Annotated in this window: 15 protein-coding genes; 6 read left to right on the top strand and 9 right to left on the bottom strand. The window is 72.3% G+C overall.

Translation table 11 applies throughout. The features are described 5' to 3' along the window. Positions 1 to 4 precede the first annotated feature (4 nt). Positions 5 to 817, top strand: a complete 813-nt coding sequence (locus tag ACTWJ8_RS22115) for an ABC transporter ATP-binding protein (protein WP_356375393.1) — start codon at positions 5 to 7, stop codon at positions 815 to 817. After that, positions 766 to 2,385 (top strand): transporter, encoded by a 1,620-nt coding sequence (locus tag ACTWJ8_RS22110; protein WP_356375396.1) that lies wholly within the window; start codon positions 766 to 768, stop codon positions 2,383 to 2,385. The genes ACTWJ8_RS22115 and ACTWJ8_RS22110 overlap by 52 nt, the downstream gene beginning before the upstream one ends. Positions 2,386 to 2,645: 260 nt before the next feature. Here ACTWJ8_RS22110 and iscB read toward each other — a convergent pair whose 3' ends face one another. Then, positions 2,646 to 4,280: an RNA-guided endonuclease IscB gene (gene iscB, locus ACTWJ8_RS22105; RefSeq protein WP_443260088.1), complete on the bottom strand. Its 1,635-nt coding sequence runs from the start codon at positions 4,278 to 4,280 to the stop codon at positions 2,646 to 2,648. A gap of 204 nt (positions 4,281 to 4,484) precedes the next feature. After that, positions 4,485 to 5,015 carry a DinB family protein gene (locus ACTWJ8_RS22100; protein WP_443260087.1) on the bottom strand — a complete coding sequence of 177 codons (531 nt, stop codon included), beginning with the start codon at positions 5,013 to 5,015 and terminating at the stop codon, positions 4,485 to 4,487. 141 nt (positions 5,016 to 5,156) lie between these two features. Between ACTWJ8_RS22100 and ACTWJ8_RS22095 the strand changes: the two genes are divergently transcribed. After that, positions 5,157 to 6,530, top strand: coding sequence for a PAS domain-containing protein (locus tag ACTWJ8_RS22095; protein WP_443260086.1), 1,374 nt, complete (start codon positions 5,157 to 5,159; stop codon positions 6,528 to 6,530). Positions 6,531 to 6,546: 16 nt separating this feature from the next. On the opposite strand, the gene ACTWJ8_RS22090 is transcribed toward ACTWJ8_RS22095, so the two are convergent. Further along, positions 6,547 to 7,311, bottom strand: coding sequence for an SIS domain-containing protein (locus ACTWJ8_RS22090; protein ID WP_356375406.1), 765 nt, complete (start codon positions 7,309 to 7,311; stop codon positions 6,547 to 6,549). A 269-nt stretch (positions 7,312 to 7,580) separates the two neighbouring features. On the opposite strand from ACTWJ8_RS22090, the gene ACTWJ8_RS22085 reads away from it, so the two are divergent. Both ACTWJ8_RS22085 and ACTWJ8_RS22080 read left to right on the top strand, forming a co-directional pair. Next, the gene (locus ACTWJ8_RS22085; protein WP_356375409.1) at positions 7,581 to 8,273 is read left to right on the top strand and encodes a metal-dependent transcriptional regulator; all 693 of its coding nucleotides are present in this window, start codon (positions 7,581 to 7,583) and stop codon (positions 8,271 to 8,273) included. Between the two features lie 505 nt (positions 8,274 to 8,778). After that, positions 8,779 to 9,642, top strand: coding sequence for an alpha/beta fold hydrolase (locus ACTWJ8_RS22080; RefSeq protein WP_356375412.1), 864 nt, complete (start codon positions 8,779 to 8,781; stop codon positions 9,640 to 9,642). Positions 9,643 to 9,671: 29 nt separating this feature from the next. Here the strand turns inward: ACTWJ8_RS22080 and pdxH are convergent, their stop codons facing one another. Continuing rightward, a complete protein-coding gene (gene pdxH, locus ACTWJ8_RS22075; protein ID WP_356375967.1) occupies positions 9,672 to 10,319 on the bottom strand; it encodes a pyridoxamine 5'-phosphate oxidase in 648 nt (215 codons plus the stop codon). A 226-nt stretch (positions 10,320 to 10,545) separates the two neighbouring features. Between pdxH and ACTWJ8_RS22070 the strand changes: the two genes are divergently transcribed. Beyond that, positions 10,546 to 11,658: a citrate synthase 2 gene (locus ACTWJ8_RS22070; RefSeq protein WP_356375415.1), complete on the top strand. Its 1,113-nt coding sequence runs from the start codon at positions 10,546 to 10,548 to the stop codon at positions 11,656 to 11,658. Between the two features lie 1,252 nt (positions 11,659 to 12,910). Here ACTWJ8_RS22070 and ACTWJ8_RS22065 read toward each other — a convergent pair. The 5 genes from ACTWJ8_RS22065 to ACTWJ8_RS22045 are packed head-to-tail and all read right to left on the bottom strand — an operon-like array spanning position 12,911 to position 18,850. After that, the gene (locus tag ACTWJ8_RS22065; protein ID WP_356375417.1) at positions 12,911 to 13,489 is read right to left on the bottom strand and encodes a TetR/AcrR family transcriptional regulator; all 579 of its coding nucleotides are present in this window, start codon (positions 13,487 to 13,489) and stop codon (positions 12,911 to 12,913) included. After that, a complete protein-coding gene (locus tag ACTWJ8_RS22060) occupies positions 13,477 to 14,220 on the bottom strand; it encodes an enoyl-CoA hydratase family protein (protein ID WP_443260085.1) in 744 nt (247 codons plus the stop codon). The genes ACTWJ8_RS22065 and ACTWJ8_RS22060 overlap by 13 nt, the downstream gene beginning before the upstream one ends. Beyond that, a complete protein-coding gene (locus ACTWJ8_RS22055) occupies positions 14,220 to 15,782 on the bottom strand; it encodes a 4-coumarate--CoA ligase family protein (RefSeq protein ID WP_443264966.1) in 1,563 nt (520 codons plus the stop codon). Before ACTWJ8_RS22055 ends, ACTWJ8_RS22060 begins: the two co-directional genes overlap by 1 nt. 36 nt (positions 15,783 to 15,818) lie before the next feature. After that, the gene (locus ACTWJ8_RS22050; RefSeq protein ID WP_443260084.1) at positions 15,819 to 16,994 is read right to left on the bottom strand and encodes an acyl-CoA dehydrogenase family protein; all 1,176 of its coding nucleotides are present in this window, start codon (positions 16,992 to 16,994) and stop codon (positions 15,819 to 15,821) included. Continuing rightward, a complete protein-coding gene (locus tag ACTWJ8_RS22045; protein WP_443260083.1) occupies positions 16,991 to 18,850 on the bottom strand; it encodes an acetyl/propionyl/methylcrotonyl-CoA carboxylase subunit alpha in 1,860 nt (619 codons plus the stop codon). Before ACTWJ8_RS22045 ends, ACTWJ8_RS22050 begins: the two co-directional genes overlap by 4 nt. Positions 18,851 to 18,857 lie beyond the last annotated feature (7 nt).

Raw genomic sequence — 18,857 nt, 5'->3', positions numbered from 1 at the left:
ACAGTTGACCTCGGGCGAGGAAACCGCAGCCGTACGCGTACACGACCTCTGGAAGTCGTTCGGGCGGCAGACCGCCGTGGCCGGAATCGAACTCGCCCTCCCCGCGGGCCGGTTCATCGGCCTCGTCGGACCCAACGGAGCGGGCAAGACCACCACGCTCTCCATGGTCACCGGCCTCCTCCGCCCCGACCGGGGCACCGTCCACGTCGCCGGGCACGACGTCTGGGCCGACCCCGCCGAGGTCAAGGCCCGCATCGGCGTCCTCCCCGAAGGCCTCCGCCTCTTCGAACGCCTCTCCGGACACGAACTCCTCGCCTACACCGGCCGCTTGCGCGGACTCCCCGGCGCCGAGGTCGACAAACGTGCCGACCAGCTCCTCGACGTACTCGACCTCGCCGGCGCCCGCGACAAACTCGTCGTCGACTACTCCACCGGCATGCGCAAGAAGATCGGCCTCGCCGCCGCCCTCCTCCACAACCCCGAAGTCCTCTTCCTCGACGAACCGTTCGAAGGCGTCGACCCCGTCTCCGCCCAGACCATCCGCGGCGTCCTCGAGCGCTACACCCGCTCCGGCGCGACCGTCGTCTTCTCCTCCCACGTCATGGAACTCGTCGAATCCCTCTGCGACTGGGTGGCCGTCATGGCCGCGGGCCGCATCCGGGCCCAGGGCCCACTGCCGGAGGTCCGCGGCGAGGCGACCTCACTGCAGGAGGCGTTCCTGAACCTGGTCGGGGCGAGCGGCCGCGCGGGCGACGGAACGCTGGAATGGCTCGGCAACGTCCAGGCACAGCCCAAGGACACCGGACGGCACCCGTGACCGCCACCCTCGTCCGCCTCAAACTCGCCCTCCTCCGCAACGGCCTGCGCCAATCCGCGGGACGCCGCGCCGCCTACATCGCCTCGCTCCTCGCCGCGACGCTCGTCGCCGCACTCCAACTCCTCGGCCTGATCCTCCTCCACGGCAACACCCACGCCGCCACCATCGGCATCCCCCTCACCACCCTCCTCGCCCTCGGCTGGGCCGTCCTCCCGCTCTTCTTCCCCAGCGGCGACGAAACCCTCGACCCCACCCGCCTCGCCATGCTCCCGCTGCGCCCCGACCCCCTGGTCCGCGGCCTCCTCGTCGCATCGCTCGTCGGCATCGGCCCCCTCTTCACCCTCTGCCTCGCCTTCGGCGCCGCCTACGCCGTGGCGCACGGAACGGCCGCCACCGCCGTCGCGGTCCTCGCCGTCCCCCTCACCGTCCTCACCTGCGTCGCCCTCGCCCGCACCGTGGCCGCCGCCAACATCCGGCTGCTCACCAGCCGCAAGGGCCGCGACCTCGCCGTCCTCAGCGGACTCGTCATCGCCATCGGCGCCCAGCTCGTCAACTTCGGGGTGCAACGGCTCGGCGCGGCCGGCGGCGTCGGCGCCCTCGACCCCGTCGCGAAGATCCTCGGCTGGATCCCACCCGCATCCGCGATCGCCGCGGTCGACGCCACCAGCAAGGGCTCGTACGGCACCGCACTCGCACGCCTCGCCCTCTGCGCGGCCGCGCTCATCACGCTCCTGGCCCTGTGGCGCCGCGCGCTCACCCGCCTCATGACCGCACCCGACGGCTCCACCATCGAAGCCGCCGCACCCGGCCGCCGCCGCACCCGCACAGGCCCCCGCCTGCTCCCCGAGGGCCGCACCGGCACCGTCATGGAACGCAGCCTCCGCTACGTGTGGCGCGACCCCAAGACCAAGGCCGCCTGGGTCACGTCCCTCGCCATCGGCCTCATCGTCCCCGTCTTCAACGCCCTCCAGGGCACCGGCACCGTCTACTTCGCCTGCTTCGCGTCCGGCATGCTCGGCATCCAGATGTACAACCAGTTCGGCCAGGACACCTCGGCGTTCTGGATGGTCGCCATGACCATCGCCTCACCACGCGACGCCTACGCCGAACTACGCGCGCGTGCCTACGCGCTCCTCCTGATCACCCTCCCGTACGCGACCCTCGTCACGCTGATCACCACGGCCATGCTCGACGCCTGGGAGACCCTCCCCGAAGTCCTCGGCCTCTCCTACGCCCTGCTCGGCGCGATGCTCGCCACCGGCGCGTGGACCTCGGCCCGCTTCCCGTACTCGATCCCGCAGGAGGGCTACAAGAACGTCGCACCCGGACAGGCCGGACTCGCCTGGATCTCCATCTTCGGCGGCATGGTCGCCGCGGCGCTCCTCTGCGCCCCGATCCTGGCCCTGACGATCACCCTGCACGCGACGGACGCGACGTCCTGGTCCTGGATCCTGCTCCCGATCGGAGCGGCCTACGGAGCGACCGCCACACTCCTGGGCCTGCGCCTCGCGGCCCCGCGCACGGCGGCCCGCCTCCCGGAGATCCTCCTGGCGGTGAGCAAGGGCTGAAACGCAGACGACCCGCGAGCCTGGTTCCTCCCGTACGAGACGGTCGGAAGCCGGCCGGACGTACCGGCGGCTCGCGGGTCGGGCGACTGCTTGGGATTGGGCCGGCTGCACGCACATATCGCGCGCTGGTCCGGCGCCGAATTCGAGACGCGACGTCGGGCCGCTAGCCCGCAGTCACCTCAGACGTCCGGCGTGCATACATGCTCCGAACCACCTCCTTTCCACTGTGCTCCACAGCCTAGGAAGGGGTTCGACGGGTCTCAACCGATTTTCCGAGACATTGACACACCGGCCTCGTGACGGGTGCCGTACGCATAGCCGTCCGCCCTTTGCAGCAGACGCAGGTGGACGTGCGAGACATTGATACGGCCGCCAGGCGTGGCGAGGCTGTGCTGGCCACGGGCCCGCACCGAGATGCGTCCCGTCCTGACGCCCGCCCACTTCCCCTTCGGGATCTCCGCGCGCACTAGGTCGCCGGTGACGTATCCGAAGTGCTGCTTCTTCCGTTCGCGCCGGAGGCGGGGGAAGCCGAAGCGGTCCGGTGTCGTGCGTGCGTAGGAGCCGCGCCCCGTCGCTTCGATCAGGAGGACTCGGTCGGGGACGCGGGCGATGGTGTCGCCCCGCTCCGGATCGAGGGGTGCGACGGCGAGAGCGTCGAGGGTGTGGGTCTTGTCCAGGCCGAACGCGGAGCGGTTGTCGCTGGTCGTTCTGCACGGCCAGGGCCTGATGGGCACGGCGAGTCGTTGCAGGGCGCGAAGGAGCACGGGTTGTACGCAGTTCATGGCCGCCGCGTGGCGCAGTGACGGTTTGAGCTGGGCGTGGATCTCGGCCGTGCGCTCGGGGTCCTGGGCGAGGAAGGCCGATACGGGGCCGTTTCCCTTTGCCTGGTTGCAGGGGGCGCAGGCCAGGACGAGGTTGGCGATGCGGGTGGAGCCGCCGCGGCTTCGGGGGTGTACGTGTTCGACGTTGAGGGGTCCGTCGGTCGCGCCGCAGTAGGCGCAGGCGCGGGACCAGCGGTCGCGGAGGTGGCCTCGTGCGTCGGTGCCTGCGAGGGTGCCCTGGCGGTACTGGTCGCCGTACAGCTGTCTGCCCGCGCTCATGGAGTGGGTGTCGAATGCCGTCGTCTCGACGTGGATCTCGGTGACGGGGGCGTAGCGGCAGAAGCGGGTGGCGATGGAGGTGATGGTGTCGACGCGGTGTCGCAGTGAGGGTGGGAGCCAGTCCGCGTGGTGGGTGCGGTTGTCGGGTCTGCGGGCGCGGTGGCGGAGGTTGGCCGAGCGGCGTCGGTGGCGGTATCCGGCGCGTTGTCGCATGGCGCGGGCGATGCGTTCTCCGCGGTGTCCGAGTTCCGCGCTCATGAGGCCGCGGCGTGTGAGGGCGGTTTCGCCGTTGTCTCGTGTCTCCCGTTTTTCGTCGGTGAGGGCGAATCCGGTGCCTTGGGATCCGGGGTCGATGCGCAGTTGTACTCCGTCGACCGTGGACTCGGTGCGTGTGCGGTCTTTCAGTCGGATGACGAACGGGGTCTGTCGTGCCACGACGGCGCGTCCTTTGGCGAGGAGTTCGCGGGCGCGGGCGGGGTGGCAGGGCATGAGTGGTCGGCCGTCCTTGGCGAGGACGAGGACTCTGGCGGCTCCGTGGCCGGTTTTGTGGTGCTGGGGTGTGGGGGCGTCACCGCTCCCGGTCTCTGCCTGTTCGGCGTGTCGCCGACGGGCCTGGGCGCCGTGTCCGTCGGTCTCCCCTCGCCCATGTTCCCGGCCGGTGCTCCGTGCGGGGACGGAGGGTCCGTGGGCCGTTTCGTCCCTGTTCCCAGGGTTGTCTACTCCCACGGGTTCCAGTGCCCGGCGCTGAGGAAGCACGCCGGGGTGGGTCTGCTCACCTGCCGGAAACGTAGCCATCGAAGGGGCAACTCCTTCGTGACGATGACTGGGGCTGGCCGCCCATCGGCTGTTGGGCCGGGGAACAGGCGGCCTCCCTTCTTGTGTGCCAAGAACGCTATGCGCCGAAGGCAATGGGCACGCCGAGTCGAAGATCGCACACACGATCGTGCGAAGAATCCTGGCCGGGGCCCGCGAGCGGCCGATGGGTGGTAGGGCCTCCGATCAGGCCCCCGCCGTCCCGTCGACGGCCTCGCGGAGGAGGTCGGCGTGGCCGTTGTGGCGGGCGTATTCCTCGATGAGGTGGGTGAGGATCCAGCGGAGGGAGACCGTGGGGTCGCCGGTGAAGGCGGCTTCCTGGGGGGAGAGGGTGCCGGTGGCGTCGAGGGAGGCGTCGGCGGTGAGCTCGCGGGAGCGGGTGATCTCGGCGCGCCACTGGGCGAGGGCGTCCGTCAGGGTGCGGTCGGGGGTGAGGGTGAAGGCCTTGCCGTCCGGGGACGCGTGGAGCGGCGGGGTGTCGTGGGCGCCGGCGAAGACGCGCTGGAACCAGTTGCGTTCGACCTCGGCGAGGTGCTGGACGAGGCCGAGCAGGGTGAGGTCGGAGGAGGGGACCGCGCGGGTGCGGGACTGGGCGTCCGTCAGGCCGGCGCACTTGAGGGCGAGGGTTTCGCGGTGGAAGTCCAACCAGGCTTCGAGGGTGGTGCGTTCGTCTGCGGTCGGTGGGGGTACGGGGCGGCCGTCCGGGAGGGTGGTCATGGGTTGCATGCTGGGGCGTATGAGTTCTTCGGTTTCTTCGAACTTGCCTGAACCGCCTGTGGGATGCGTCACGTTCGAGTTGAATGATCTGGAGCAGTACGAGGAATTCGTCGCGCCGACACAGCCTGCAGGGGGTGCCAGGTGAGTGCTTCCCGGCGTAGTGGGACCACTGATGCGCTCGGGCCGGAAGAGCCGGAGCCGGACGGGGCCGATCTGCTGGCCGCGTTGTTGGACGGTATGGATGCCGCGTTGTGCGCCTTTGATGCCGATGGGGTCGTGACCCATTGGAACCGGGAGGCCGAGCGGGTGCTCGGCTGGTCGGCGGAGGAGGCCGTGGGGCGGCAGGGGTTCGCGGGGTGGGCCGTGCGGGCCGCCGACGCGGAGGAGGTGCAGGGGCGGCTGCTGGCCGCGATGCATGCGCCGGGGCGGCAGGTGAACGAGTTCGCGCTGCTGACGAAGGACGGTGGCCGGGTGCTGGTGCGGACGCAGTCCGCGGCGGTGCGCGGTCCCGACGGGAAACCGGCCGGGGTGTACTGCGCGTTCAGCGAGGTGCACGCGCAGATCGATCTGGAGCGGTCGATCGCGCTGAGCGAGGCGTTGTTCGAGGACGCGGCGTGGGGTGTGGTGCTGGTCGACGCGGATCTGCGTCCGGCGGTGGTGAACGGGCATGCGGCGCGGGCCATGGGTGTGGGGCGTACCGCGATGCTGGGCCGGCCGCTGGGTGATCTGGTCGGTCAGGGTGTGGAGGAGTTGGAGAGCGCGCTGGCGCATGTGCTGTCGGAGGGGCCGCCGCCGTCCCCGATGGAGGTGTGGGTGACGCTGCGGCGCCCTGGTGAGGGCGGTGGGCGTGAGGAGCGGCGGTGCTGGCGGTGCGGTTTCGTGCGGTTGGCGTCGCCGCTGGCGGAGGAGCCGGTGCCGCTGGGTGTGGGGTGGCTGTTCCAGGACGTGACGGAGGCGAAGCAGACCGAGCAGGACGCGGCGCAGCTGCGGTTCAGGTCGCAGCAGTTGCATCGTGCGGCGCGGGCGGCGGCGGAGTGCGAGGATCCGGCGGAGGCGGCGACGGTGCATCTGGACTTCGCGCTTGCCGGGTTCGCGGACCATGCGGTGATCGACCTGGTGGGGAGCGAGGAGCCGTTGCGTCTGGTGCGGGCGGCGGCCACGCCGTCGGGGGCGCCGGGTCCGAGTCTGCTGGTGACGCGGGGTGCGCTGCCGGTGCGGTACGCGGCGGGGCATCCGGCGTTGCAGTGTGTGGAGCGGGCGGGTTCGGTGCGGGCCGCGGCGGAGGGCGGCGCGGTGAACGAGCGGTGGGCGCTGGACCGGCAGTGGCCGGAGGGCACGGTGTACGCGTTGTGCGCGGTGCTGCGCAGCCGGGGGCGGACGCTGGGGGTGGTGACGTTTCTGCGGGGTGCGAGCCGGGTCGCGTTCGAGCGCGGGGACGCGGCGTACGCGGAGAGTGTGGCGGCGCGGATCGCGGGTTCGGTGGATCTGGCGTGGCTGGCGGCGGCCGACCGGTGAGCTCCGGGGCAGTGGGTCAGCGGCGGTAGTAGATGCGGTCGCCGTACTCGTCGAAGACCCGGGCGTTCCACTCCAGGCCGCCGTCGACGTTCCCGGAGCGGAGCAGCGGGGGCTGGATGCCGCGGTCGGCGAGGGCGGCGGCGCAGCTGGCGAGGGTGGCCTGCATGAGGGCGCTCGCGGTGATGGTGGAGGCGGGGGCGAAGGGCGCGTCGACGCCTTCGTGGGTGAGTTCGGCGTCCCCGATGGCGATCTTGGAGTCGAGGACGACGTCGCAGTGGTCGCGCAGGTAGGTGCCGGAGGAGTGCCGTGAGGTGGGGGCGTCGGGTCCCGTCGCGTACGCGAGGGAGGTGACGCCGATGACCTTGATGCCGGCGGCGCGGGCGCTGAGGGCCATTTCCACGGGGAGCGCGTTGCGCCCGGACAGGGAGATGATCACGAGTGCGTCGCCCTCCCGCGCGGGGCTGGCCTCGAGGACGGCTGCGGCGAGTCCGTCGACGCGTTCGAGGGCGGAGCCGAGGGTGGCGGGCATGACGTCGATGCCGACGGTGCCGGGCACGGACAGCAGGTTCATGAGGGCGAGGCCGCCGGCGCGGTAGACGACGTCCTGGGCGGCGAGCCCGGAGTGTCCGGCGCCGAAGGCGAAGAGCCGGCCGCCGTCGGCGACGGTGTCGGCGAGGAGGGTTCCGGCCGCGGCGATGTTGTCGGCCTCCTCGTCGCGGATCCTGGTGAGGAGCCCGATGGAGGCGTCGAGGTACTGCGCGGCCGGCCTGCTCTCGCTCATCGGCGTGCCCCTTCGGGTCCTGGTGAGTGGGGTCGGATCGTGGGGTCGGATCTCGGTGCTGCGTGGCGCGTTCGCGGATCACGGTGCGGTCTGGACCAGTGCTGTGTCAATACGGTTCCCGGCCCCGCGGGGGCGGACGTTTCCCTGGCGCGTCACGGTTGTCAGCGGTATGCGTCAGAATTGAGTTCTGGGTTCCAGGGCCAGCGCACGCGCTGCGCGGTCAGCCAGCGGAGCTGTCGCGGAGCTAGAGAGCTACACGAGGGGCACGTATGTCCGGACTGATCGACACCACGGAGATGTACCTCCGCACCATCCTCGAGCTGGAAGAGGAAGGTGTGGTCCCCATGCGCGCCCGGATCGCCGAGCGGCTCGACCAGAGCGGGCCGACGGTCAGCCAGACGGTGGCGCGGATGGAGCGGGACGGCCTGGTCGCGGTGGCGGCCGACCGGCACCTGGAGCTGACCGACGAGGGTCGGCGGCTCGCCACGCGCGTGATGCGCAAGCACCGGCTCGCGGAGTGTCTGCTGGTGGACGTGATCGGCCTGGAGTGGGAGCAGGTGCACGCCGAGGCCTGTCGCTGGGAGCACGTGATGAGCGAGGCCGTGGAGCGCCGCGTTCTGGATCTGCTGCGGCATCCGACGGAGTCGCCGTACGGGAACCCGATTCCGGGTCTGGAGGAGCTGGGCGAGAAGGACGGGGCGAACCCGTTCCTGGACGAGGGCATGGTGTCCCTGTCGGATCTCGACCCGGGCGCCGAGGGCAAGACGGTCGTGGTGCGCCGGATCGGTGAGCCGATCCAGACGGACGCGCAGTTGATGTACACGCTGCGGCGGGCGGGTGTGCAGCCGGGTTCGGTGGTGAGCGTGACGCAGTCGCCGGGCGGTGTGCTCGTGGGCAGCAGCGGTGAGGCGGCGGAGCTGGAGGCGGAGATCGCCTCGCACGTCTTCGTGGCGAAGCGCTGAGCCCGGCGGCCCTCTTCGGGGCGGGCGTCAACTTCCGTATCGTGTGGGAAAGTTGACTTGTATCCGCACATGCTGCACTTCCGCGCAGAAAACAAGATTCACTGTGCGGAACCGCAGCGGCCGGACGCTCGGCGTGCAAGGCTGTCGCGTGAGGCATATGACCGGAGGGGGCCGCATGGACCGGCCGATCGGGGTGCGACGGGCCTGGGGGGCGCGAGACGTTCGGGGCGGGCAGACAGAGGGCCCCGGCGCCGTGTGGCGCCGGGGCCTGTCCTCCCCTGTTCCGACCCGGAGCCCCGAGCTCCCAGGGTCGATCCCCTCGGACCGTTTTCCCCGAGCGGTCCGCCTCCCGCTGAAGAGATCCCCTCGACAGCGCCGGTCATTCCTTGAGCCATGTCACTCAAATGAGGGGTGTTGTCCTAGCGCGACGCGCTTTCGAAAACAGGTTCGATAGCGTGCGCGGGTACGCGACTGCAGGCGCGACCACGAGGGGGTGCCAGGGCCAATGGCGCGGCGCATCGACGTGACCGGAGCAGGCGGGATCCACCTGGCCGCCTGGGAATTCGCCGACCCGCCCAAGACGGGCGAGGCCGGCCACAACCCCGGAGTCCTGCTGCTGCACGGGCTGATGGGGCGGGCCTCGCACTGGGCGGGGACGGCGCGCTGGCTCTCCGAGCGGCATCGGGCGGTCGCGCTCGACCAGCGGGGGCACGGGCAGAGCGACAAGCCGCCGGAGGGGCCCTTCGACCGGGAGGCGTACGTCCTGGACGCGGAGGCGGCGCTCGTCCAGCTGGGGCTCGAACCGGCGGTGCTGATCGGACACTCCATGGGAGCGCTCACCGCCTGGCAGCTCGCCGCCCGCAGGCCCGATCTCGTACGCGGCCTGATCATCTGCGACATGCGGGCTTCGGCGCTCGGGGCGGCCTCCCAGCGGGAGTGGGAGGACTGGTTCAAGGCGTGGCCGCTGCCGTTCGCGACGCTGGCGGACGTGCGGAAGTGGTTCGGGGAGGACGACCCCTGGGTGGAGCGGCCCAACCCCGCGCGCGGGGAGTTCTACGCCGAGGTGATGACGGAGACCGCGGACGGATGGCGGCCGGTGTTCTCACGGCGCCAGATGCTCGCGGCGCGGTCCACGTGGGTGTACGACGCGCACTGGGAGGAGCTGGCGGCGGTGCAGTGCCCGGCGCTGGTGCTGCGGGGGCTCGACGGGGAGTTGGGGCGGGCGGAGGCGCAGGAGATGGTGCGGGTCCTTCCCCGGGGCGTGTACGCGGAGGTGGCGGATGCGGGGCACCTGGTGCACTACGACCAGCCGGAGGCGTGGCGCGCCGCGATCGAGCCGTTCCTCGACGGGGTCCTGGCCGAGTTGTGACCGGAAGGCGGGGGTGACGCGTCGGTGGGTCAGGGGCTCAGGCGTTCCACTCGCCAGAGCGGGGTGGCGGACGCGGTCTCACGGGTGTAGCGGAGGCGGTCGTGGAGGCGGTTCTCGCGGCCCTGCCAGAATTCGACGGTCTCCGGGGTGACGCGATAGCCGCCCCAATGCGGCGGGACCGGGACCTCGGTGCCCTCCGGGTAGCGGGCGGCGAGGTCCGCGTAGTGGGCGTCCAGGGCCTCCCGCGAGGGGACCACGGAGGACTGGGCGCTGGCCCAGGCGCCGAGCTGGGAGCCGTGCGGGCGGGTGTGGAAGTACGCCTCGGTCTCGGCGCGCGACGTGCGCTCCGCGGTGCCGGTGACCAGGACCTGGCGGCCCAGCGGGTGCCACGGGAAGAGCAGCGCGACGTGCGGGTTCGCGGAGAGGTCGCGTGCCTTGCGGGAGCCGTAGTTGGTGTAGAAGACGAAGCCGGCCTCGTCGAACGACTTGAGCAGCACGGTGCGGGAGCTGGGGCGGCCCTCGGCGTCGGCGGTGGAGACGACCATGGCGTTGGGCTCGTGCAGCGGGGAGCCGGGGGCCGCCGCCTGTTTGAACCAGCGCGTGAACTGTTCCATCGGCTGCATGGCGAGGTCACCCTCCAGCAGGCCGCCGTCCAGGGCGCGGTACTGCTCGCGCATGTCGGCGAGGTCGAGTTCGGGGTCGTCGTGGGCGCTCACGGCGTCATCCTGCCGGACGGACGGGCCCGGACGCACCCAGGGTGAAACATGGCACTGAGTGCCGCGAGCCCTCGCCAACCGTGGCACGGAGGGTTATGTTCCAGGAGCCGAAACGGTTGAGCCGCCCGCCGTACGGGGCATCACGGGGGTACCCCGTTGAAGCCCACGCATCCAGAGGAGCCGCCTGATGTCCGACCTCGCCCCCGGCTTTGTTCCAGGCCTCGAAGGTGTCGTCGCGTTCGAGACCGAGATCGCCGAACCGGACAAGGAGGGCGGCGCCCTGCGGTATCGCGGCGTCGACATCGAGGATCTGGTCGGCCATGTGTCGTTCGGGAACGTGTGGGGGCTGCTGGTCGACGGCGCCTTCAACCCCGGTCTGCCGCCCGCCGAACCGTTCCCCATCCCCGTGCACTCCGGCGACATCCGCGTCGACGTGCAGTCGGCGCTGGCCATGCTGGCGCCCGTGTGGGGGCTGAAGCCGCTCCTCGACATCGACGAGAAGCAGGCTCGCGACGACCTCGCGCGGGCCGCCGTCATGGCGCTGTCGTACGTCGCGCAGTCCGCGCGCGGGCAGGGTCTGCCGATGGTGCCGCAGCGGGAGATCGACAAGGCGGAGACGGTCGTCGAGCGGTTCATGCGTCGGTGGCGCGGGGAGCCGGACCCGAAGCACGTCGCGGCCGTCGACGCCTACTGGACGTCGGCAGCCGAGCACGGCATGAACGCCTCTACGTTCACGGCCCGGGTCATCGCGTCCACCGGGGCGGATGTGGCGGCGGCGCTGTCGGGGGCGGTCGGGGCGATGTCCGGGCCGCTGCACGGTGGGGCGCCGTCGCGGGTGCTCGGCATGATCGAGGAGATCGAGCGGACGGGGGACGCGGAGGCGTACGTCCGTCGGGCGCTCGACAAGGGCGAACGGCTGATGGGGTTCGGGCACCGGGTGTACCGGGCGGAGGATCCGCGGGCGCGCGTGCTGCGCAGGACGGCGCGCGAGTTGGGTGCGCCGCGGTTCGAGGTGGCGGAAGCGCTGGAGAAGGCGGCGCTCGCGGAGCTGCACGCGCGGCGGCCGGACCGGGTCCTCGCCACGAACGTGGAGTTCTGGGCGGCGATCGTGCTCGACTTCGCGGAGGTGCCGGCGCACATGTTCACGTCGATGTTCACGTGTGCGCGTACGGCAGGTTGGAGCGCGCACGTCCTGGAGCAGAAGCGGACGGGCCGGCTGGTCCGCCCCTCGGCCCGCTACGTGGGCCCGGGCACCCGCTCCCCGCGCCAGATCGAGGGCTACACGGACATCGCCCACTAGCCCCTGGCCGGGGGTGGTCGTGGTCTCCCCGGTTGCGCGGCACCGTGCCTCTCGCCTGCGCCCGGGTGGGGCCCGTCGTCCGGATACGCGGCACCGCGATTCCCGGCTGCGCCCGGATGGGGCTCGTCGTCCGGATGCGCGGCACCGTGCTTTCCGGCTGCGCCGGGGCGGGCTCTGCCGTGGCGCCTGTGCGGCACCACGTTCCGCCCCGTTCCCCGCCCATCTCCCACCCACCGCCCCCTCCGGGGGCTCGGCCCCCGTGGGCCCGGCATCCGCGCCGGGGCAGGCGCCGGCCGCGGGCCCGGCCTACACCATGCGCCGCCTCGCCCACACGTGACCGGGGCCCATCGTCCACTTACGCGGCACCACGGCTCCCGTCTGCACCGGGACAGACGTCAACCGTGGCACATGTGCCCCAACGCGTTCTGCCCTATTGCCCGCCCATCTCCCACCCACCCGCCCCCTCCGGGGGCTCGGCCCCCGTGGGCCCGGTATCCGCGCCGAAGTAGGCGCCTGCCACGAGCGCGGCCTACACCGTGCGCTGCCTTGCCCACCCGGTTGTCGGGCCCCGGGCGAAGTTTCCCCCGGGGGGGGGAGGCAGATCGCCCAGGGCGGTGGCACCCATCCAACAGAACGCATGGGCGTTCCTGCGGCTGCTCGCCGGAAGTGGGGTACGGACGGCCGCAACGTGCGGGGAAGCCATACCGACGCCCCCCCTTCCCCGAGGCGCGATGCGGGCGACCGCAGCCGTTGCGGTACCCCGTGGGGCCTACGCCCCTGGAGGGGGCGGGTGGGTGGGAAATTAGGCGGCGGAGCCGAGGAGGTGGGCCAGGCAACGACGTGCCTGGCTGGGCGGCGCAGGCAGGTAAATCGAGCCACTGCGGCGATTGAGCAGCGGCGGCCGGGGCAGAGCCCCGAGACGCAGGAACAGGGGGCCGGGTGGAGCCAGCGGGCCGAATGCCAGACGCGCACCCCGTGGGGCCTACGCCCCTGGAGGGGGCGGGTGGGTGGGATCTTGGGCGCCCCGCGAGACGGCGCAGGCAAACAAATCCAGCCCCTGCGGCGATTGAGCAGCGGGGGCCGGGGCAGAGCCCCGAGACGTAGGAACAGGGGGCCAGGTGGAGCCAGCGGGCCCGACGCCGAAGGCGCACCCCGGGGCGCCTGCAGGGCACCCCGCAAAGCGGTGCAGGCAAGCAAGCCAATCCAGCCCCCGCGGCGATTGAGCAGCAGGGACCCGAGGCGTGGGGACGGGTCAGCGCAAGGTGCGGTCGACCAAGGACGCCCACTCCGTCACCACCCGGTCGCGGCGCGCCCCGTCGTCCGTGAGGAGGTTGGCGAGGCCGAGGCCGCGGGCCATGTCGAGGAGGCCCTGGACGACCTCCCGCACCCCGGGGACCGACTCGTCCGCGTCGAGGAGCTCCACCGCGATCCGGTGGGTCTCGCGGCCGACCCGGGACTCCAGCTCGGTGACCCGTTCCCCGAGTTGCGGCTCGTTGGACGCCGCCACCCACAGGTGCAGCGCCGCCCGGAACAACGGGCCCGTGTAGAGGTCGACGAGCGCCGCGACGGCCTCCGCCCGCCCTTGTGGACGCAGCGCGCGCAGCGCGGTGGAGCGTTCCTCGGCGACGTACTCGACCGCCGCGGTGAAGAGGTCCTCGCGGGTCGGGAAGTGGTGCTGGGCGGCGCCGCGCGAGACGCCCGCGTGCTCGGCGACGACGGAGACCGTGGATCCGGCCCAGCCGCGCTCGGCGAGGCAGGCGACGGCGGACTCCAGGAGCCGTTGCCGCGTCACACGCGAGCGGTCCTGCTTCGGCAGCGTCACAACACCCATGCGGGATCCCGTCGTTCGAGGAAGGCCGTCATGCCCTCGCGGGCCTGCGCGGAGCCGAACAGCCGCGCGGAGAGCGCCGTGAGCGACTCCGCGTCCCGGTCGAAGGTCTCCAGGACCTTAACCGTGAGCAGCTTCTTCGTCTCGGCCAGGGCCTCCGGTGACGCCTTCCGCAGTCCCCCGATGAGCGGTTCGATGGCCGTGTCCACGTCGTCTCCCGCCACGGTCACGAGCCCGATCCGGGCCGCTTCCGCCGCGTCGAACCGCTCCCCCGTCAGGTAGTAGCGGCCCACCGCCCGCGGGTCGAGCCGCGGCAGCAGCGGCATGGAGATCACGGCGGGCGCGACCCCGATGCGTACCTCGGTGAAGGCGAAGGACGACCGCGCCGAGGCCGCCGCCATGTCGCACGCGCCGAGGAGGCCGAGGCCGCCCGCCCGCACGTGCCCGTCGACCCGTGCCACGACCGGCTTGCCGAGCTCGACGATCCCCCGCAGCAGACCGACCAGGACGTCCGGGTCCGGCGGGTCCTTGAGGTCGGCGCCCGCGCAGAACGTGCCTCCGGTGTGCGTGAGGACAAGGGCCCGTACGGCGTCATCCTTGCCGGCCTCCCGCAGCCGCTCGGCCAGTTCGCCGACGAGGGCGGCGGAGAGCGCGTTGCGGTTGGCGGGCGAGTCGAGGGCGAGGGTGGTGACCCCGCGGTCGTCCGACCGGGTCACGAGGTCGGCGTCAGCCATCAGGCCTCCCTGAGTTCGCGGCGCAGGATCTTCCCGGAGGCCGCGCGCGGCACCCCGTCGATGAACGCGACGCGGCGGATCTTCTTGTACGGGGCGACGCGCTCGGCGACGTACGCGAGCACGTCGTCGGCGCCGAGCGCCGGGTCGGAGCGGACGACGAAGGCCTTCGGCACCTCGTTGCCGTCGTCGTCGAGGACGCCGATGACGGCGGCGTCGGCGATGCCCTCGTGGGTGAGCAGCAGTGCTTCGAGGTCGGCGGGCGCGACCTGGAAGCCCTTGTACTTGATGAGTTCCTTGACGCGGTCGACGACGAACAGCCAGCCGTCGTCGTCGACCCGTCCGACGTCCCCGGTGTGCACCCAGCCGGCCTCGTCGATCATGTCGGCGGTGGCGTCGGGGCGGCCGAGGTAGCCCTTCATGACCTGCGGGCCGCGGATGAGGATCTCGCCGGGTTCGCCGGGCGGCACGTCCTTCGCGGGGTCGTCGAGGGACACGATCCGCATCTCGGTGGAGGCGATGAGCTTGCCGACGGTGCCGGGCGGCGGGTGGTGCGCGTCGTGCGGGACGACGTGGGTGCCGGGCGACAGCTCCGTCATGCCGTAGGCCTGTCCGACGGTGGGCAGGCCGAGGCGGCGCGCGCAGGCGTGGGCGAGTTCTCCGTCGAGGGGTGCGGCGGCGCTGACGACGAGCCGCAGCGACGACAGGTCGTGCCCCTCGACGGCCGGGTGCTTGGCGAGGGCGAGGACGATCGGCGGGGCGACGTACAGGTGGGTGATGCGGTGCTTCTCGATCGCGGCGAGGAAGGTGTCGAGGTCGAAGCGGGGCAGCACGACGACGGTGGCGCCGAGCCGTAGCGGCGCGTTCATGAGCGCGGTGAGGCCGTAGATGTGGAAGAACGGCAGGACGGCGAGGACGCGGTCGCCGGGCCCGGCCGGGAGCAGCGTGGTGAGCTGGGCGAGGTTGGTGGCGATGTTGCGGTGGGTGAGCATGACGCCCTTGGGCGTGCCGGTGGTGCCGGAGGAGTACGGGAGCGCCGCGACGTCGTCCGCCGGGTCGACGGCGACGTGCGGTTCGGGCGCGGTGGTGCCGAGCATGTCGGTGAGCGAGCGGTGCCCGGAGTCGCCCGCCGGGTCGCAGACGAAGATCTCCCGTACGCCGCCCGCGAGTTCGGCGGCGGCGCGGGCGGCCTCGACGAGCGGGGTGACGGTGACGATCCAGGTGGCGCCCGCGTCGCGCAGCTGCCGGGCGAACTCCTGCGGCGTCGACAGCGGGTGCACGGTGGTGACGGAGGCGCCCGCGCGCGTGGCGCCGTAGAAGGCCACCGGGTACGCGATCGTGTTCGGGCTGTGCAGCGCGACGACGTCGCCCTTGCGGACGCCCGCGTCGGCGAGCCCGGCGGCCACCTTCCGGTGGAACGTGTCGAGTTGGGCGTACGAGAGGGTGCTGCCGGTCACCCCGTCGACGAGGGCGGGGGCGTCGCCGCGGGCGGCCGCGCCCCCGAGCACGGCATCGTGGATGGCCTCGTCGACGGCCGCGACGTCCGCGTACTCACTCACGTACACCATGCCGAACTCCTCACTGAGGCAAGCCAGTCGGGGTCAGTACGACTTGGGGAGGCCCAAGCTCTGGTGGGACACGTAGTTGAGGATCATTTCCCGGCTGACGGGGGCGATGCGCGCCACGCGGGAGCCGGTGATGAGGGAGGCGAGGCCGAACTCGCGGGTCAGGCCGTTGCCTCCGAGGGTGTGCACGGCCTGGTCGACGGCGCGCACGCAGGCCTCGGCGGCGGCGTACTTCGCCATGTTGGCGGCCTCGCCGGCGGCGACGTCGTCCCCGGCGTCGTAGAGCCGGGCCGCCTTCTGCATCATGAGGCGGGCCAGCTCCAGCTCGATGTGGATCTGCGCGAGCGGGTGGGCGATGGCCTGGTGGGAGCCGATGGGGGCCTGCCACACCGTGCGTTCCTTGGCGTACTCGACGGCCCGGTTCAGCGCGTACCGGCCCATGCCGATGGCGAACGCGGCGGTCATGACGCGTTCCGGGTTGAGTCCGGCGAACAGCTGGAGCAGTCCTGCGTCCTCGTCACCCACGAGAGCGTCGGCGGGAAGCCGTACGTCGTCAAGGGTGAGTTCGAACTGCTTCTCCGGGGCCTGGACCTCCATGTCGATCCGGCGCCGCTCGAATCCCGGGGTGTCGCGGGGGACGATGAAGAGGCAGGGCTTGAGGCGGCCCGTGCGGGCGTCGGAGGTACGGCCGACGACGAGGGTGGCGTCGGCGATGTCGACGCCGGAGACGAACACCTTGCGCCCGTTCAGCACCCACGAGCCGTCGTCGTCCTTGCGGGCGGTGGTGGTGATGCGGTGCGAGTTGGATCCGGCGTCGGGTTCGGTGATGCCGAAGGCCATGGTGCGGCTGCCGTCGGCGAGTCCGGGGAGCCAGGCCCGCTTCTGGGCCTCGGTGCCGAAGCGGCCGATGACGGTGCCGCAGATCGCGGGCGACACGACCATCATGAGCAGCGGCGAGCCCGCGGCCCCCAATTCTTCGAGGACGATGGAGAGTTCGGCTATGCCGCCGCCTCCGCCGCCGTACTCCTCGGGCAGGTTCACGCCGAGGTAGCCGAGCTTGGCGGCCTCGGCCCACAGTTCGTCGGGGTGGCCTTCGGCGGCGGTGACGCCGGTCATGTAGGCGCGGCCGTACTGCTTGCCGAGCGCGGCGACGGCGGCGCGCAGTGCCTGGTGCTCCTCGGTTTCGAGGACGGGAGCGGCGGAAGCGTTCACGACTGTTCCTCCTGTACGACGGCGAGCAGCGCGCCGACCTCGACCTGGCGGCCGACGGCGGCGTGCAGGGCGGTGAGCGTTCCGGAGGCGGGGGCGAGGATGCGGTGTTCCATCTTCATCGCCTCCAGCCAGATGAGCGGCTGTCCGGCGGTGACGGCGGCGCCTTCGGTGAGGCCGTCGGCGAGGCGGACGACGGTGCCGGGCATGGGGGCGAGCAGGGAGCCGGGGGCACGCTGCTCGGTGGGGTCGGTGAAGCGGGGCAGGGCGGTGAACGCGGCGCCGTCGACGTACACGCGGTCGCCGTAGGAGGCCACCCGGTAGGTGCGGCGGACGCCGCCGGTCTCGAGGACGACGCGGTCGGGGGCGGCCGTGACGAGCGTGGCGTCGCCCTCGGGTGCGGGTCCTGTGCGGGTGTGCCGGTAGCGGACCTCGTGCTCGGTGCCGTGCGGTTCGGCGCGGTAGCGCCTGACCTGGGGGCCCGAGGGGACGTTGCGGAAGCCGCCGAAGCGGTGGGAGGCGCGCGCGGCGTGGGCGAGGGCGGCGGCGAGCGGCGCGTGCGGGTCGTCGGCGGGGGCGGTCAGTTCGTCGAGGTGGCGCTCGTAGAACCCGGTGTCCATGCGGGCGTCGGTGAACTCGGGGTGCCGCAGGGAGCGTACGAGCAGGTCGCGGTTGGTGACGGGGCCGTGCACCTCGGCGCGTTCCAGGGCGCCGGCGAGGGCGCGGACGGCGGCGGCGCGGGTGGGGGCGTGGGCGACGGCCTTGGCGAGCATGGCGTCGTAGTGCACGCCGATGGTGTCGCCGTCGGTGTATCCGGTGTCGAGGCGGACGTTGCCGGGGACGGCGAGTCGGTGCAGGGTGCCGGTCTGCGGGGCGAAGTCGGAGGCGGGGTCCTCGGCGTAGAGGCGGGCCTCGACGGCGTGGCCGCGCGGGGACGGGGGTTCGGGGTCGAGCGGTTCGCCCTCGGCGATCCGGAGCTGGAGCGCGACGAGGTCGATGCCGAACACGGCTTCGGTGACCGGGTGTTCCACCTGGAGGCGGGTGTTCATCTCCAGGAAGTGGGCGCGGCCGTCGGCGACGAGGAACTCGATCGTGCCGGCGCCGAGGTAGCCGGTGGCGCGGCAGGCGTGCTCCGCCATCTCGTATATGACATCTGATACGTGGTGCGGCAGATCCGGTGCGGGTGCCTCCTCGATCACCTTCTGGTGCCGCCGCTGGAGCGAGCAGTCCCGCGTGCCGAGCACCCAGACGGTCCCGTGGGCGTCGGCGAGCACCTGCGCCTCGACGTGCCGCCCGCCCTCGACGTACGGCTCGACGAACACCTCGCCGTCGCCGAAGGCGGAGAGCGCCTCGGCCCGCGCGGCCTCCAACTCGCCGTTCAGCGCCCCCAGTTCCCGTACGACGCGCATGCCGCGCCCGCCGCCGCCCGCGGACGCCTTCACGAGGACCGGCAGGTCGTCGGCCGTGACCTCCGTCAGCGGCTCGACGCCCATCAGTTCCTTGGCGCGCGTCTTCGACGCCATCGCCTCGATCGCGGTGGGCGGCGGCCCCACCCAGGTGAGCCCGGCGTCGGCGACGGCGCGCGCGAAGTCCGCGTTCTCGGACAGGAACCCGTACCCCGGGTGCACGGCGTCGGCGCCCGCGTCCAGGGCCGCCTTCACGACGAGGTCCCCGCGCAGATACGTCTCGCCGGGCGTGGCCCCCGGAAGGCGCACGGCGAGGTCGGCCTCGCGCACGTGCAGCGCGTCGGCGTCCGCGTCGGAGTGCAGGGCGACCGTGCGTATTCCCAGCTCACGGCAGGTGCGGAAGACGCGGCAGGCGATCTCGCCGCGGTTGGCCACAAGAAGAGAGGTGATCACTGGAGCC

This window comes from Streptomyces sp. SDT5-1 (assembly GCF_052245995.1).
Lineage (GTDB): Bacteria > Actinomycetota > Actinomycetes > Streptomycetales > Streptomycetaceae > Streptomyces.
The sequence above is the reverse complement of the archived record's forward strand: the minus strand, read 5'-3'. Positions and strand labels throughout refer to the sequence as shown.